2 protein-coding genes are annotated in these 18,054 nt (G+C 72.9%); both read left to right on the top strand.

What is annotated here, in order from left to right; genetic code table 11:
* Positions 1-77 precede the first annotated feature (77 nt).
* Positions 78-17,063, top strand: a complete 16,986-nt coding sequence (locus tag BC793_RS40550) for a hypothetical protein (RefSeq protein ID WP_146246688.1) — start codon at positions 78-80, stop codon at positions 17,061-17,063.
* 106 nt (positions 17,064-17,169) lie between these two features.
* On the top strand, positions 17,170-18,051 hold the full coding sequence (locus BC793_RS40555) for a hypothetical protein (RefSeq protein WP_109601931.1): 882 nt from the start codon (positions 17,170-17,172) through the stop codon (positions 18,049-18,051).
* Positions 18,052-18,054: the final 3 nt, after the last annotated feature.

Genomic DNA, 18,054 nt, shown 5'->3' on the forward strand with positions numbered 1-18,054 from the left:
TCACCCCCGCCAACTACCGCCAGACGACGATCGAGCTCAAGAACGACGGCGCACCACTGGCCTTCGTCGTCAACTCGATGATGCCCGCCACCGACATCGACCAGATCCCCGACGTGATCGCGTCGATCACCGACGGCCTCGACAAGAACACCAAAGTCGCGTTCGTCCTCGGCATCAACACCACCAGCGAAACCCCCGACCAGAACTTCCACGACACCATCGCCGAAGCCACCGGCATCATCCAGAACCTCGACGTCCCCATCGCCATCAACGGCTACGCCGTCGGCACCAAGAACGACAGATTCCCCTACGGCCGTACGCGCAACCAAGTCATGCGCGACCCCGACACCACCGCCGCCATCCAAGGCCTCGCCGCCGACAACACCTACCCCTACCTCTCCATCCAGGACTTCGACACCGGCGCCCGCACCCTCACCAACGGCACCCACGTCTTCGACCACCTCAACACCACCACCCGCCGCGACACCGACTCCCCCACCCGCCCCCTGATGATCTCCGGCGGCTACCGCGTCGGCGACCCCCACAACCTCGTCGAACGCACCCGCGAACGCCTGGAGAAACGCGTTCTCGATCACGAGACGAAGATCGCCGAGCTGGAGGCGCAGGACGATCCGGAGTCCCGCAAGGAACTCACCGTCGAGCGGCAGAAGCTGCGCGGGGTCGAGAAGGGCATCGAGAAACTCGCCACCGACGCCGGACGGGAACAGTTCGTCCGGGACTTCACCACCGCCGTCGACGAGGACATGCGCTCCCGTGACCGGCAGGCCGCCACCCACCCCATGCTGCCCTACTCACCGGAACCCAACCTCTTCATCGACGGCCTGCTCACCCTCGGCCGCCCGAACATCCGCTTCGGCGACGCCGGAGCCGAGTTCCTGATGCTCAGCGAGACCCTGCACGACACGTACGGTCTCGAACTCGCCAACGCGCACGGCGCCGCGACCCTGGCCGACCTGAACGACGACGTGCTCACCACCGATGTCCAGGTCGACTCGCAGAACAACCGGCACCCCGACCGCGACCAGGCCTTCCGCACCGACTTCGTCGGCTCCGCCACCCCCACCGACCTGTCCCGCCTCGCCGCCGACTTCGCCGCCGGCAACTTCCTGCCCCAATCCCACGCCGTGCCCACCACCGTCAACCGGCAGCTGTTCAACACCGAGGGCACCGGATTCAAGGAGTACAAGGCCGAGCTGCGTAATCCGCGGAAGGCGCCCGCCACCCCGTTCACCACACCCGCGAGCGACTCCCGGACGTGGCAGCGGTCGCTCTCCGAACGTCAGCTCAAGCAGCTCGGCGCGCAACCGCACAACCGGATGCTCCGCACCATCTCGCAGCCCGCCACCGAGCCCGTCGGCACCGGGCCGCGGAAGAAGGGTTTCGCCGTCGATCCGGACCTGGATCCGGCGAAACCCGCCCGGACGATCGGTGTGCCGGACAGTCAGCGGCTGGTCGCCGCGCACCTGGTCGCCACCTCCAACGACTCCGGCACCATCCAGCAGGAATTCGACGCGGCGGCGGTGATGGCCGACCGTGGTGGGCTCAGCCTGCAACCGGACTCGCTCTACCACGCCATCACGACCGTCCGGCCCGGCACCGATCCGAGCGTCCTGCGCACCGACACGATCACCGCCGGCCGCGACCGGATGCCGTTGGAGACCGCTGTCGAGATGCGGCAGAGCGCCCCCTACGACAACGCGCACTTCGTCCGGGCGGTTCTGGCCCCGGACGTCCCGGTGAACAACCGGCGCGCCGGCCCGCTCGACGCGGCCGAGATCGCCCGGATCGCCGCCGCACACGACGTCGTCGAACTGGCCGCCGCCACCGGCACCAAGGTCCAGCTCACCATCCACGACGACAGCGGCAACCCGCCACGGACGTACCCGGTCAAGGGGGCCCGGCCGCTCGGCAGCCTGGAGCTCGAGCGCACTATCGACGCACAGGGGCGGGTCTCCTACTCACCGGTGTCCCCCGTGCCGAGCCCGGGCCCCGGACGGGATCTGCCCGACGGCGCCGCGGACCGCGATCCCGGCCGATACCGGTTCGCGCCGGACCCGGCCACCGAGACGCCCGCGGAGGTCTCGCCGCGACGGGTCGGCGCCGGCCTGCTGCTGGCCGGCCCGGACGACACCGCCACGCCGACGATCGCCGCGAAGTTCCCGGCCGCCGCGGACCGCTTCCACGTCTTCGCCCACGCCGACAGCACCAGCCTGCACGTCGGCGCCGAACGGGTGAGCCCGGAACAGCTCGCCGCGATGATCCGGGCGAACCCGGACTGGCGCGGGCAGCCGGTCGTCCTGGTCGCCTGCGACACCGGTGCGGACGCACGGGACGGTTTCGCGGCACGGCTGGCGAGACAGCTTCCGGGCACCCGGATCGTCGCGCCGCGAGGCACCGCCTTCGCCGGCGCCGGCGGCCACGTGGTGGTCTCGGACCCCGACACCTACGACGAGTTCGGCCTGCCGGCACCGGGTGCGGTCACCGCGGACAGCCGATGGCTGTCGCTGGTCGCCGGCACCGGCCCGGACACCGGGGTGACGGTCACCGAGCTCGGCCAGGTGCTGAGCCCGGCCACCCCGATCGGTGAGCCGGACCCGGACGGTCTCACCGCGGTGATCGACGAGTACGCCGCTCTGACCGTCGCCGACCTGGACGAGCTCTCCCCGGACGCCCAGCGGATCGTGGACCGCATCGGCCCGGTCCTGCCGTTGACCGAGAACGCCCGGCAGTGGCACGGCGAGGCGACCGAGATCGCCGCGTCGGCCGAGACGATGCTCTCCGACATCGGCACCGCCATCACCGGGATCGACCGGCCCGGCAACGCCCGCCGGGACCGGACGGTCCAGCGGTTCCTCACCGAGGCACGCCACGAGCGCGACGTGGTCGGCGGCTTCCGGGACAGCGCCGTCCAGGCCCGGACCATGACCGCACGGACGCTCGGCGTGCTGGAGTCGCTCGGTGAGGTCAGCCGGCGGTTCAGCCATCTGCTGACCCAGAGCCGCCGGTATGCGGCACAGGCCGCCGAGGCCGCCCGCACCGCGCAGCAGGCGCGCCGGGAACTCGCCTCCACCGCAGCCGACCAGACGCAGCAGCGTGCCCTGCTGCACCTGACCATGGCCGAGGCGTTCGCACGGTCCAATTTCGCCGCGGCCTCCGCCCGCCAGGCTCGCGACGAGGCCGTGGCGCTCGCCGTGCAGTTCCGGCACGGACCGCTCGCCGGGGCGGCGGACACCATCGCCGACCAGCTCGGGGACACCCGCGCCGTGGTCACCGGCACCGTGGAGCGCGAGTCCGCGGCCATCGGCGCCTACGAGCGCGCGGTCCACCGTATCGAGGACGCCGCCGACCGGCTGGCCGATCTGGACGCCCGCCCGCCGGCACCGGCCCCACAGCCGGAGACCGCCCCGGAACTTGAGACCGCCCCGGAGTCCACGCCGGCGCCCGCGGTAACCCCGCAGAAGGACACCAGCCTCCCCACACCGGCCGGGATCCGCGAGAAACTGCCGCAGTATCTGCTCGACAGCAGCACCCTCGGCATCGCCGAGCAACTGCGCGCCACCGAGAACCTGGCCCTGGACGCCGCGCTGCGTACCCTCGGCGCCCGCCTGCCCGACGACGTGATCCGCGACGTGCAGAACGACGCCGTCGACGACGTGGACCAGTTCCTCGGCGAGGGCCGGCCCTATCCGGTCACCGTCGACGGCCGCCCGGCCGAACTACGGGTGACGGCCGTCCTGGACTTCGACGCCATGAGCGTCGACCGGCTGCGGGACAAGCCCGGCAAGTTGAGCTCCAAGGTCCAGGAGACCGTCACCCACACGCTCAAACACAACCGCGACCGGCGGCTCGAACCGAAGGCGATCGTCAGCGCCGCCCCCGGCCTGGTCATCGGGGTGGGTGGGGCGGTGCCGCTCGCGCCGTCGGTCGACCACTCCACCGCCCACAAGAGCAAGTACACGTCCACCACCACGGTCAAGGTCGCCGACCTGGCCGAGGTCGAGGTGCCGGTCCGTTTCGTCGCGCGGTTGTCGGTGCCGGGACAGCCGGTGTCCGATCCGGTCGAAGCCACCGGCACCGTCGCTCTCGGCGTGCCGTCGGCGTTGACGAACCCGCCGCCGGACGGCCTGCCCGATCACACCGCGACGCTGAGCGCGCCGGTCCCGGCGCAGTTCGGCGTGGAGAGCGTGCAGAGCCGGCACAGCCTGCCCGGCGAGACCTTCTTCGACCAGGTCGAGGCGCTGCTCATCGCGGACGGCATGGGCGACCTCGTCCGCATCGGCGCGCCCGGCCGCCCGGCGATCCAGCAGCTGTTCAGCGCGGCCGGCTTCTCGGGCAACCTGCCGAAGATGGTGGTGACCGATCCGGACGACCGGCACGGCGGCTGGGTGCGCTCCGGTGCGCTGCCGCGGGCCGCGGAGAAGGGCTGGAGGCGGTACTTCCCGGGACGCAGCCAGCAGATCGAGGTACGGCTGGTCGCCCGCAGCCTGGACGAGGTGCAGGACACCGACGACGCCTCGCACACCGACACCTCCGCACTGTCCGGGGAGAGCACCGACACCAACGCCGCCAAGCGCCTGTGGAATCTGTGGGGCAGTGTCGGCGGCGGCGTCGACCTGCCGCCGCTCAGCCTCGTCATCGCCCCTCGGCTGGCCGGAACTCAGGAACGCGGTTTCACCCAGTCGATCGTCCAGCAGACCGGCGCGAAGCAGACCCTGACGGCCACCGCCCCCGGCGTGCGCTACCGGGGCCGGTACGGCGTGCAGGTACGCGTCCTCGGCCGCCGGCCGACGATGCTGTCGGGCGTGGTGGAGACGTTCCAGTGGACCACCAGGGACAGGCTGCGCGACACCGCCCTCGACCCGGACGTGCGCCGGCGGGCCGAGGCCTGGCACGGACGGACCGGAGAGAACCGCACCCACTACGCGCCCGCCCGCATCGAGCGGGGCGAGTCGTTCGGCGGCGCGTTCATCACCCGGCTCGGTGACGGCGGGCTCTACGACGCCGTCGTGGACGCCGTACGGTCACAGCCCGGCACTGGTGGCTTCCGGCTGCCCAGCCCGGACGAGTTGCTGCGCCACTTCGACGACCCGGAGTTCGCCCGCGGACTGAGTCCGGAGGTGCAGACGGCGCTGGCCCGGGACGCGGAGACCCGTACCCAGCTCTCCCCCGACCAGCTTCGTCATCTGGCGAACCGCATCGTCGGCCCCGGTCTGAAGATCCCGCTGATCCGTACCGGCACGTTCGTCGATCACACCACCGTGGTCACCATCCAGGGTCAGCTGACCAGCCTGTCCGACGGTGACGTGATCGATCGTGGCACGGCCGGGATGTCCGACAAGAAGCGCAGCAGGTCCACCGTCACCGGCGCCGTGGACACCAGCCGTTCGGTGGAGCTGAGCCTGGAGGCACGCGTGCTCGGCCCGCTCGGCCGGGCCGCCTCGACGCTGCTCGGCGGACCCCGCGCCGGTGTCAGCTGGGGTGACACCGACGAGCACGGGCTCACCGGCGGGTACGCGACGGAGAGCGGCCACGGCCCGGCACTGGACGACAAGGGCAAGCCCACCGGCATCCAGCTCCGCGAGTTCGCCGGCAGTCTCGACATCACCGTCACGACGCACACCTTCGCCCGGGCCAACCAGACCGGCCGGTTGCTCTCCGTCGGCTCGTACGGCCGTGGAGTGCCCACCACCATCGGCAGCATGCGGCAGGCGCCGCGAACCCGGCGGCTCGACGTCCGCATGCTCGTTCCGGAGAGCCAGGTCTCCCGGCGCCCACCGGAGGCCCGGCCCGCGTCGGCCTGGCGGGAGGCGGAGCGCATCGAGCACCCCCTGCCGATCGGCCTGCTGACCGGCGGCTATCCACACCGCCTCGACAACCGCCGGGTGGTGTCGTTCCTCGGCGCCGACCATCTGCAGGACGCCGTGATCGAGGCGCTCGCCGAGGCGAGCGAGGATCCGATCTACACGTTCGAGGACGGCCGGATCTCCACCGTCATCGCCGACGAGCTGTCGCCGGAGCGCCTGACCGGCGACGCCGAGCTGTTCAGCCGTCCACTGACGCTCAGCAACCTGTGGCACGGGCGCCGGGCCGAGGACGCCGGCGCCGAGGTGCGGATACGGCTGACGCCGACCAGACCCACGGTGCTGGACGAGACCGAGTTCGCCCGGATCAAACGGACCTTCGCCAGCGGCTCGTCCAGCAAGAGCAGGCACGGGCGCTCGATCGAGCTCAGCGCCTCGCTGTCCGGGACGGCCGTGGCGCGAGGCGGCCCCCTAAACCACGGCGGCAGCACCGGCACCCCCGGCGCCGTCGTCACGCTCGCGGTCACCCCGTGGCGACGGGTCTGGGGCACGGTCCGTGAGCACAGCCTCGCCGGCGTCTCCAAGCTGCGCGTCACCGGCCGGCCGGAGCGTGAGCTGTTGGTCCAGGTCGACGTGGACGCCGAGATCGTCGTCGAGGCGCGGCACGACAGCAACATGCCGCTGCGGCTGTGGCCGGCCTCACCGACCCGCCGGGCCGGTCGCCGGGTCACCCTGACCCGGTCGGCGATCATCCCGATGACCACCGCCGAGCTGACCGCGCTGCAGGACCACGACCGGCTACGGGACCAGCGGATCTCCGACGTGCGCCGGCAACTCCAGCACGCGGAGCGGGCGGAGGCTCAACGCGCGGAGCACCACGAGCAGCGCACGCGCCTGTCCGAGGCACAGACCCGGGAGCGCCGCAACCTGCTCCGGCGCCAGCGCGCCGAGGCCAACGACGCCACGGGGCACCCCGGGACCACCGACCTGCCCGCCCGTCACCGGCAGGAACTGACCCGGCAGGCCGCCGAGCACACCGAGGCCACCCAGCGCCTGTACGAGGCACAGGCGCGGGAACGCGACGTCCTCGCCACCCACCAGCAGGGCGAGCGGGACCTGGTCCGCCAGGCGCGGGAACAGCAACAGCAGGTCAGCGAGGCGGCTGCCGCGGACGCCCCGGCCGAGGCGGTCCAGCCGGAGTTCCGGCCGGGACCGCAGCGGTCGCTGGGCATCGGCGGTGTCGTCACCCCGGTCGACCTCAGTGGCCGTATCCCCCGGCTGCGGCGCCGGCTGGCCGAGGCCTCCAGCGAGGACCTGGCCACCGCCCTCTTCCCCGTCGAACTGGGGCGCAGCGCGTACGACAACGTCCGGGGCCTGACCGCCGGCAGCTTCATCGGCGCCGCGAACCTGCACCTGGGCAGCGCCCTCAACGGCGGCCGGACGCAGACGGTCCGGATGGAACGGCGCTTCCGCGGGGCGACCTACCGGGTGACGTTGACCGCCGAGCCGGTGCACGAGCCCCGGTTCACCGGCATCACCCTGGTCGACGAGCTGTCGATCACCGACCGCACCACGATCGGCGAGTCGGACACCGCATCCGGATCCCGGACCGTGGGGTCGGTGACGGTGGGCGTCCGCGCGCAGGGCACCGAGACCGACCGGGTCGACGGTGACGCCGCGAACACCACCGGGCACGGCCCGACCAGCGTCACCGTCGGGGGCGGCCTGACCGGCACCGCCAACCTGGACGAGCGTGCCACCAAACAGACCCGCGGACACGAGCGCACCGTCGAGCAGTCGCTGACCGTCACCGGGCCGGTGCCGACCTACCAGGGCGGCATGCGCTTCACCCTGACCGTCGAGGGCCCGGGCCTGCCACCGGAGGGCGTGTCGGTTCAGGACGTCCACGAGGTCACCTCGCTGTCGGCGTCCGAGGGCCGTCCGCTCGCGGTGTCCGACCCGGTCACGTCGATCCCGCTGACGCAGACCTCCGACCCGGCCCGGCGGATGTGGCGCGAGGCCCACGGCTTCGACCGGCTGCCCGAGCCCGGCCGTTTCGCGGTCGAGGACGTGCTGGTCAACCTGCCCGACCTGCATGAGGCCGCCGCACAGGCGCTGGCCGCCTCGGGCGTACGGGTGAACGACGAGATCCGCGCCGCCATCCGTAACGGCCTGACCGTCACCCAGGCCAAGGCCCTGCCGGCCATGCAGGGCGGTGTCCTGCACCTGCCGATGGCGGCGTCGCTGGGCCGTGATCTCTTCCTCGACGCCCGGCTGGTCGCCCGGCCGAAGGTGCTGCGCACCGACGCCGACGTGAAGATCGGCGGCACGGCGAAACGTGTCCGCGACGACAAGTTCGAGAACACCGCCGGGCACTCGTTCACGCTGCGGATGACCGGGCCGATGGTCACCGCCGGCGCCAACCACCCGGGCGGCGCGAGCCGGGTCGGTGAGCGGGAGACCTTCAACGCGGTCAGCGGCACCACCTTCATGGAGCAGCCGCTCTACCGCACCGACGCGGCCTCGGTGGTCAAGGACGAGGGCAAGCTCGATACGGCCAAGGCCACACAGCAGCCCGGCGAGCGTACGGACGACGACAACGACCTGACCCAGGTTCTGGAGTACGGGGTGGAGTTCCGCTTCGTCGCCCGCTCCCGGGACCGGGCCGGCAGGCATCGAGCCGGCACCGAGGTACGGGTCCCGGGTGGCTACGTGATCCGGATGGACGAGGCGTCCGCCACCGCCCGTACCGGCCGGGAGGTGCCTGCGGCCGTGCGCGCCACGGCGGGCGCGGTGGCCGCCGCGGGAAAGACGTGGACCGAGGCGGCCGCGAGACTCGACGCCGTCACCTCGCGCCGGGAGACGCCGACCGAGGCCGAACAGGCGTACCGGGAGGCCGAGCGGGCCTGGTGGGAGGCGTACCGGGCGCACGAGGCCGCGGTGGCCGGACCGGAAGACCCGGAGCTGCCCGCCGCGCTGAGCATCGACGACGTGGTGACCGTCCCGCTGATCAACGCACGCGGTGAGCTGGTCGGGCACGGCTTCCCCAGTCGCGACGGCGACACCACGACCATGCCCCGGTTCGCGGCCGCGGTGGACGACGCCGACCTGGGAACGTACCGCCGCTTCGAGGAGGGGCCCGGATCCGGGCACACCGACGAGGCGACCCCGTGGACCGGCCGGCCGGTCTACTTCGACGTGCACGGTGATCAGCGCGGCTTCACCGTCAGGCTGCACGACGGGCGCGAGCTCAGCCTCTCCGGCACGCAGTTCGCCCGGCTGGCGGCACAGACCACGTCGCTGCGGGACGCCCGCAACGGCCCCAGGTCGCCCGTGGTGCTGCTCTCCTGTGACGTGGCCGCGCTCCAGGAACAGGGTGGCGCCGCCTTCGACTTCCGGGAACAGCTGAGGGAAAGTCACCTGGGCGAGACGTACGCGTCCACCACCCGCACGTACACCAACCCGGTCGGGCAGGGCCAGGTGCACCTGGCCGTCGGCGACGGTGGCCGTTTCGTCCGGTTCGGCGACGCCCCGCGCCGACGGGTCGGATTCGCCGCCGAGGCTCCCCGGACGGCCACGTCCGCCGACCCCGCCGAGGACGTCTGGACCGATCGGGCCCGGCCGTCGATCCCGCCGGACCCACGACTGCCGATCGTCGACAACGTGTCGATCCACGATGTCATCCACGACAGCCGGCGCGACCGGTACGGCGACACCTTCGGCCTGTTCTTCCCCTTGGATGTGCCGACCGATCGATGGATGCGGCGGGCCGCCGGCTATGCGTACGCCGACGTCCACCACGTCCCGAACCCGTACTACCCGGGCACCTACGACCGGGTCACGGTGCCCTGGGTGGGTTTCACCGTGCCACCCCGGACGGTGAACGCGGTCAGCTCCGGCTCCGGCTTCGCCGTCATCCGTCTCCACAGTGGCCGTCTGGTGCAGGTCAGCGGCGCCACCCTGGCCCGGCTGGCGGTCGAGGCGGGACTCTACGACGGGCCGGGCGGCACCGACGCGTCGATCGTGCTGTGGGGTGGCTTCCAGGGCCGCGACCACTTCCCGGGCGGTCTCGCGAACGACTTCGCCCAGTACGTGTACGAGCAGGCCGGTCACGAGGCGCCGGTCTTCGCGCCGGACGCGATGACGGACTTCACCGGTTTCGCCGGCGTGGTGCTGCCGCAGGGCGGCTCGTTCCAGCGCTACCGGCCGGCCGCGTTCGACCTCGAGATCGAGAGCGTCACCGCGACCAGCGTCGTCTCCGACTCGCCCAGCGACGACACGATCGTCCCGGAGGTCCCGGTCGAGCCGACGCCGCCGTCGCGCGTGCTGTCCGGCCCGGCCGGGAACCCGGCGGTCTTCTCGGCCGTCACCGACCCGCAGCTGTCGCGCGAGGTCACCGCGTTCGCCGGGGACCTGCGGGACCCGGGGATGCGGCACATCGTCCTGGAGACGTCACTGGGCGGCGGGCAGGTCGACCGGCAGATGCTCGGCTCGCCGTGGGGCGCCGAGGCGCATCGCGAGGCCGGGCGCCCGGTCACGGTGTTCCTGCAACGCTCGGCGGACGGCACCGGTTTCTCGGTCAGCTCCCCGGACGGCACGCCCCGTACGGTCCGGCCCCGGGACCTGGCCCGGCATCTGGCAGGCGACCCCGGTTTCCGGTCCCTCGACGCCTCCGCCTTCAACCGGCCGCTGGTGCTGGTGGTGCTCGGCCGTAACGGCGGGCTGACCGGCACCGAGGCCGAGCAGATCCTCGAGGGCCAGATCGAGACCGGCGGCTACCGGCGGATCTTCTGTCCGCGCGGCGCCGACGTGACGGTGCGCGTGGGCGTACGGCCCTCCGACGGCACTGTCCTGACCCTCAGTGAAGGGGCGTTCGCCCTGGTCCGGCCCCCGAAGCTGCACGACTTCGAGGTCGCCACGATGCCCGGCGACCGGGGCATCGTGCTGCCGACCGGTCAACCCGGTGATGTCACGGCCGGCGCACTGCTGCACCCCGGGCCGCGCGGTGAGCGGGACTTCGGCATCGCGGTGAACGGCGACGGCACCCGGGTGTGGACCAGGCCGCCGCAGGGCCGTCCGGTCGAGCTGACCGGATCCGAGCTGGGCCGGATGCTGGCCACGCATCCGTCCGTCGAGCGGATCATCGCGACCGAGCCGGACACCGGTCTCGTCGTCCTCTCGCCGCGGGCCGGCCGCGTGGACCTGCCCGGCAACGTGGGCCGTGACGTCGCCGACGCGCTGCCGATCGACCCGGAGATCCGCGCGGTCTGGGCGGTTCCCGGTGACGTACGGTGGCACGCCGGCGGCCGTCTCGACGTCTCCGGTGACGCCCGCCCGGTCCGGGTGGCCGCGGGACGGTTCGGCAACGGCAGCGGTACGACGGACTTCGACTCCCGGCCGTCGTCGTCCGCGCCGCCGCCACCGGTGTCCCCGCCGACCCCGGTCGGCGGCGCGCCCGCCGTCGTCCCGTTCGGTGCCCGCCGGCTCAGTGACCGTTCCGGCACCACGTTCGGCTACTCGGCGGTCACCGCCGAGCGGCACGCCGAGGTGACGGCGTTCGCCGATCACCTGCGCCCCGGCGGGCTGAGCTCGATTCTGCCCGCCGGCACGCCGTGGGCGGCGGACACGGACCGGCCGGGCGCCCGGCCGCTCGCCGTCTTCGTCGAGCGCGCGCCGAACGGGCGGGACTTCCTGATCCCCGGCGCCGACGGCACTCCGCGGCGGGTCCGGCCGGCCGACCTGATGCGGCATCTGCACCGGGAGACCGGGTTCCCGGCGATCGACGACCCGGAATGGGCGGCGCCGATCCTGCTGGTAGTGCTCGGTTCCCCGGGCGGGGTCAATGACCGGGAGGCCGCCGAGATCAGCGACGGCCAGCTCGAGGAGGGCTACCGCCCGATCTACGCGCCCACCGGCGACCGGGCACGGATCACGCTGACGTCCTCGCCCGGCGGATCGCCATTGACCGTGACCGACGGCCGGTTCACCCTGCTGGCCGAGCCCGGGCTGCCCGACCTGGACATGCGCCGGCTGCCCGGCGGCCGTGGCCTGGCGATGCCCCTGCACCGGCACCCCGGCGACCTGGTGCCGCCGGCCATGGTGTCCGGCTCCGGGCGAGGACGCGCGCCGTTCGTGGTCGCGGTCAACGGTGACGGCGACCGGGTCTGGGCGATGACCTTCGGCAACCGCAAGCTGGAGCTGACCGGTGCGGCGCTCGGCCGGGTCGTGGCGCGGCACCCGGCACTGCGCCAGGCGCTCGCCGACGACCCCGGTCTGCGGGTCCTGCTCGCCTCACCGGACTCGGCGCAGGCCGGCCTGGGCCGCGACTTCAGCCTGGGCCTGGGGCTGGACCCCGCCCGCAATCAGGTGCTCGGCCTGCCCGGGCCGGTCGTCTGGAACGAGCACGGCCATCTGGAGGACGACACCGACCTGGCGCCGGTCCCGGTCGACGGCAGCACCCCGGCACCCGTACCGGCCCCCGCGCCCGAGCCCGCCGAGCCGGACACCACCCCGGGCGAGATCCTTCCGCCGGTCGAACTGCGGGACTCCACCGGCCGGGTCTTCGGGGTGAGCTACGCGAGAGACAGCGGGCCGGTCACGGCGTGGGCGGGCAGCAAGCCGCTGGAGTCCCACGGGACTGTCGACACCTACGAGGGCACCGCCGGCCGGGGCACGCCGGAACGCGGCGCCGCCGGCTGGGCGCCGAGCCGCGGGCGCAAGCCGTTCGTCGTCCACTTCGACCGCTCGGACGGCGTCGAGGCCTCGGTGCCCACGGCCGGTGGCGGTCGGCGCGCGCTCCGCGGCGAGGACGTCATCAAACTGGTCAACGGCACCGGCCTGCTCGACGTGCGGGGTGCCGCGCCGGCCACCTCCCTGGTCCTGCTGTCCGCCTTCCCGGGCTCGCACACCGAGCCGGGCAACCTGGGCTACGACCTGATGGCGGCGGCGCAGCGTGTCTACGACTACCGCGGTGACCTGTACGCCCCGCAGACCGCCCCGTCGTTCACCGGCGGCCGGCTGGCGCTGGACTTCGGCGGCGACTTCGCCCACTTCTTCGCGGCCCCGCCGGGCTTCTCGCCGGACTCTGCCGCAACCGACGAGGCGCCGGAGGCCGAACCCGAGTCGCGGCCCCGCGCCGACCAGGAGGCCGACCTCCGCGCCGGTCTGGAGATCCTGGACGAGGAGCGCCGTTACGACCCACCGCTGTACACACCGGCGGACTTCCAGCATCCGCTCCAGGGCCGTCCCCCGGCGCCGCCGTCCTCGTCGATGGTGGAGGCGCGGCCGGTCCTCGACCCGCTCGGCGAGGTCTTCGGCATCTCCCTGCTCACCCGCGCCGAGGACCGGGACAAGCTGCGCCTGTTCGCCCAGGACACCAGCTACTACGCGCTCGACACCGTGCGCGCGGCCGACAACAGCAAGGACAAGGCCGTCCTGGCGCCCTGGGCCCGGGACTCGCCCCGTGAGGGCAACCGGCCGCTCTTCGTCTTCGTGCGCAACGGCTACCTGAGCCAGGACTTCCAGATCCCCCGGCGCGACGGCACCGACGACCTGGTGGCGCCGCGCGATCTGGCTCGCGAGCTGGCCCGTGACCCGGACTGGCAGAAGGTCGACGCCGGGCCGTTCAACCGGCCGATCGTCCTGGTCCTCGTCGGTGCCCTGGGCGCCCCCTCTCCCAGGCAGGTCGCCGAGGAGTTCCTGGACGGCATGATCGCCGTCAGCGGATACCGCAAGGTCTACTACCCGACCGGTACGGCGTACCTGCCGAAGAACCACAGCGCCAGCCATCTCTATCTGGAGAGCGGCGAATACCGGATGGCCCGCGGCCCGCGCCCGGAGGACCTCACCGTGGAGACGCTGCCCGGCGGACGGGGCATCGTGCTGCCGCTGCCCGGTGACCCCGCCGACGTGGCCCCCGCGGTACGGTCCGCCTCCGCCTCGGCACAGGGCGGGGCCTTCCTGGTGGGCGTGGCCGGTGACGGTCACCGGGTCTGGGCGGCCACCGGCAACGGGCAACGCCGCGTCGAGCTGGATGGCGACGCCTTCGCCGAGGCGGTGGCCGGTCACCCCGCGCTGTCGCAGGCCCTGAGCCGGCCGCCTTCCGGAGGCATCCGGCTGGTCTCGCCGCTGGCCGGGGCCCGCAACGAACGGAGATACACCGGTTACGACTTCGCGATCGGGCTGAAGGCGCCGGGCGGCCCCGTCACGGTCACCGCCACCTCCGGCGTCCTGCCGGCCTCCGGACCGGCACCGCGGGTGGCCGAGGTCCGGTTCGAGGAGGTCCGGTCCATTCCCCTGGTCAGTGGGCAGTCCTACACCGGCCCGGTGGGCGCGTTCTTCCCGACCCCGGACGAGTACCACATCATCCTTCCGACCGAGACGGACAAGTGGCTGGCGAACGTCAGCGACTACTCCATGGAGGTGTGGGCGAACGAGGCCGGTTTCGCCTCGCCGGACAAGACCCCGTGGGGCAACGCGCTGCCCGCCGTGGTCCGGTTCGGCTCGGGCGACGACCAGACCATTCTGGTACGCGACGAGGACGGTCTGGGCCGGACGATCACGGTCGCCGCCGCCGACGCCGGCCGGCTGGCCCTGGCCTCCCAGGCGTTCCTCGACGCCGCGGCGGAGGACAACGGGCACCTGATCACCAGTGCCTCGGCCACCGGCGCCAACCTCCGGCAGGTCCTGGTGCTGCTCCCGGCCGGCTTCTCCGAGACCAGCGCGAACCAGGTGGCCGACAGTGTGCGCGACGACCTGCGGCGGCACGGCCTCTACCGTACGGTCCACACCGTCGTCGGCTCCCGGATGACCGAATGGGGCCGGCTGACCCCGCCGAGCTGGATCCGTACCGACCAGCCGGCACCGCTGATGCCACGCGACGTCGAGATGCGGCCGCTGTACTACGCGGACGGACAACTCGCCGGCGTCTCGCTGCCCGCGACGCTGGACGACCCCGCCCTGGACCGGCAGTTCGTCTACAACACCCGCCCCGGCGGACCGCTGACATACACCAGCTACATCGGCAAGAGCAGCGTCGGCGCACCCGAGTACGACCTGCGCCGCAAGGACGAGAAGTGGGACGCGCTGATCCTGACGCACGGCATGAAGGCCGCGTTCTGGATCCAGATGCGCAACGGGCGCAAACCCGACCGGTTCGGTGTCAACGGCGACGTGCTCGCCGACCTGCTGAACAACGGCCGCTACCTGGCCCGGTTCTCGCCGGACAAATTCCGGGGATACCTCGGCGTGGTCTGCCACATCGGCAACCAGCCGTGGCCCGACGGCCCCGCCTCGGCCTTCGGGCGGCGCCTGCACGAACTGGGCGACAAGCGCAGCATCACAGCCGGCAGCGACACCGTGTCGATGGGCTTCGTCCACGGCACCCTGGGCGTCTACCGCGACGGCAGGTACTCGGCGTTCCCGCCCGCCGGTGTGGTGCACCCAACCGATCCGGCACAGCCGGGCATCCTTCCGGTGCTGCCGCCGATGAAGCGGCTCGGCCCGGCACCGGAGAACCAGAACGAACAGATGCCGGGCGTACGGTGGCGCGACGGTCTCACCCTGGCCGATCTGCGGGTCATCGAGTACCTGGACGACGCCGGACGGGTCAACGCCCTCGGCTTCCCCATCGGTGACGACATGGCGCAACGGTTCCGGACCCTCTCCGAGGGGGCCAGCGCGCCGGCCTACCGGTCCTTCCCGGGACGCTTCGACGAGGGCTCGCCGGTGGTCCGCCCGGTTCCGTGGGCCGGGCAGCAGCCGCACTTCTCGCTGTTCGTGCCACCTTTGCGGACCGGCGCCGGCGTCCGGGTGCTGCACCGCCGGGACGGGATCATCGAGATCCCCCGTGCTCAGCTGGGCGCGGTTCTGGTGAAGGGCGGCCTGTTCCGGATGCCCGGCGTCAACGCGTACACGCCGTTCGTGGTCTGGACCTCGCTGGCCGGCGCCGACCCGGACTCCGGGCCGATCCAGGAGATCGGCGACGCCCTGCGCGAGGGCGGCCACCGGGGACAGGTCTTCGGCCCGGGCACCGCCCTGAAGATGAGCGGGACCGGTGCGGCGCTCAGCGACGGCGGACGGATGCGGGCGTACGGGCGACCGCCGGGCGACGAGGCGGTCCCCGGACCGGAAGCGGTCATGATGCCGCCGGTGGAGACGGCCGGCGACGACACGGAGGAGCAGGACTATCCGTGGCGTGCGGATGCCGCGTACCGGCCCACGCCGGTGCACACCCCGGAGACGTCCGACGACGAGACCGCCTCCGATGACGAGAGCGACGACGCATCCGCGGCCGGGCTGACCTACCCGGACGAGCCACCGGCCCAGTCGATCAACTACAACCCGCCACCCCGGCCCGCCACCCCCGCCGACGACAGCGAGCCCGAATCCGAGGACGAGGCGGACCAGAGCGAGCCTGAGGACAGCGACGAGGACGACAGCGAGGAGGATGCGGCGAGCAGCGCCGGCGAACCCGCGGCGCCGCCCGTCTTCCCGGACGAGCCCCCCGCTCAGTCGATCAACTACAACCCGGTTCCGCAGCCCGCCCCGCCCGCGGACGACGAGATCATCGTCGAGGTGGAGGACAGCGACGACGAAACCGGCGACGAGGAGGCCCCGTCCGTGGCGAGCGAGCCGGCGCCCGTCGCTCCCCCGGCGCCCCGGCACCAGGTCGTGCGGGTGGTCGACCGGCACGGCCGGGCGTACGGCTTCGGCATGCCCTACGGCGACCGTGACGCCGCACAGATCGGCGACGAGGTCGGCAAGATCGACAGCGAGCGGCTCCAGACGTACGCCCGTCTGGACCGGCGCGGACAGATGACCACGTCCCGGGTGGTCCCGTGGGCCGGCCGGAACACGACCCGGCCGTTCTGGGTGGACACCCGGAACATGCTGCGTGACAGCGACCCCGACATGGACGTGGTGGCCAACTCGGCGAGCGGCGCCCAGGTCGCCGACCTGCTCGTCAACACCGTCCCGGAGCTGGCCGCCGACTACCGGCGCAAGCCGATCGTGCTGCTCGTCGGCAACGCCGGGCACGGTGACGACGACCCGGGCGCCCCGGCGCGGCGGTTCATCCGGCGGCTGCGGGAGCTGGGCCATCTCGGCACGGTCTACGGTCCGACCGGTGATCTGCGGTTCAAGCCGTCGTCGCGGCACCCGGAGAACTGGCTGCGCATCCAGGACGGCAAGTTCGTACGCCTCGCGAAGGAGCCCGAGCCGCCGCGAGGGACAAGGAGGTAGGAAGGTGTGCCGTACGGGCAAGAGCCCGCGGTGAGCGACCGGGTCGGTGGCCCCGGTGTGGTCGAATACGTTTCCGACGGGTCAGGGCCGAGGGGTGAGGAGAACGATGGTCGACCACGATGACGCCGTGGCGCGGGCCCATCGGGCGCTTCTCGGGCTCGCCGGCCGGGTGCCGGACGAGGCGCTGGCCGCCGCCCGGTTCCGGCTGGCCGAGGGTGTGCTCCCGGACCTGCGGGAGTCGGTGGTCACCCCGTGCTCGTTCGCCGCTTCGACCGATCCGGGCGGTCCCGCGCTGCTCGACCTGTCCGCCGGTGACCTGGATCCGGTGGACCGGGCCGCCGCCGACGCAGCCGCCGGCGAACCCGCGGCACGCGCGTTGTGGCGGGCGTGGCGGATCCCGATGCCGGCCGCCCCGCCGGTCCGGGTCTACGTCCTCGAAGCGGGAGCCGACGAGGCCACGCTGCCACGGCTGACCGCGACGGTGATGACCGCGCTGCGCGACGTGGGACTGACCGCGCCGCAGGTGGAGACGTACCGCATCGGTGTTGATCCGCCGCCTTATCAGCACGCCGCGCGCGGAGCCTCCGCCCTGATCTGGACCCGTGGTGAACGGCCGCCGCTGCGGCTGGCGCGGGTCTTCGACCGGGGTGGCGCGGCCGGGGTGGGGTTCGACCCCGGACACGAGCGACTGTCCGGTGCCGAGAAGGACCGGGTCGCCGCCTATCTGGAGGGTGGTGAGCCGGTCCTGGTCACCACGAGAAGTGCCACCGACGTCGTCTCGCCGGAGCGGGGCACGGTCGTGCCCTTGAGCTTCCGCACCGACGGCCGATGGATCTGGACCGAGACCGTCACCTACTACCTGCGGGAATACTCGCTGGCCCCGGACCGCGAGCTGCTCGGCCACATCCGCGCCAACGAATACGCCGCCGTCGACGTGGACGCGGCCGCGGAGCACCGCGCGCTCGCCCTGCTGCTGACGCGCGCCTGATCG

It is taken from the genome of Actinoplanes xinjiangensis (assembly GCF_003148685.1).
Taxonomy (GTDB): Bacteria; Actinomycetota; Actinomycetes; order Mycobacteriales; family Micromonosporaceae; genus Actinoplanes; species Actinoplanes xinjiangensis.

Excerpts from the sequence above, each read along its gene's own strand:
- BC793_RS40555 (WP_109601931.1), top strand. The coding sequence starts at position 17,170 with ATGGTCGACCACGATGACGCCGTGGCGCGGGCCCATCGGGCGCTTCTC.
- BC793_RS40550 (WP_146246688.1), top strand. The coding sequence starts at position 78 with ATGATGCCCGCCACCGACATCGACCAGATCCCCGACGTGATCGCGTCG.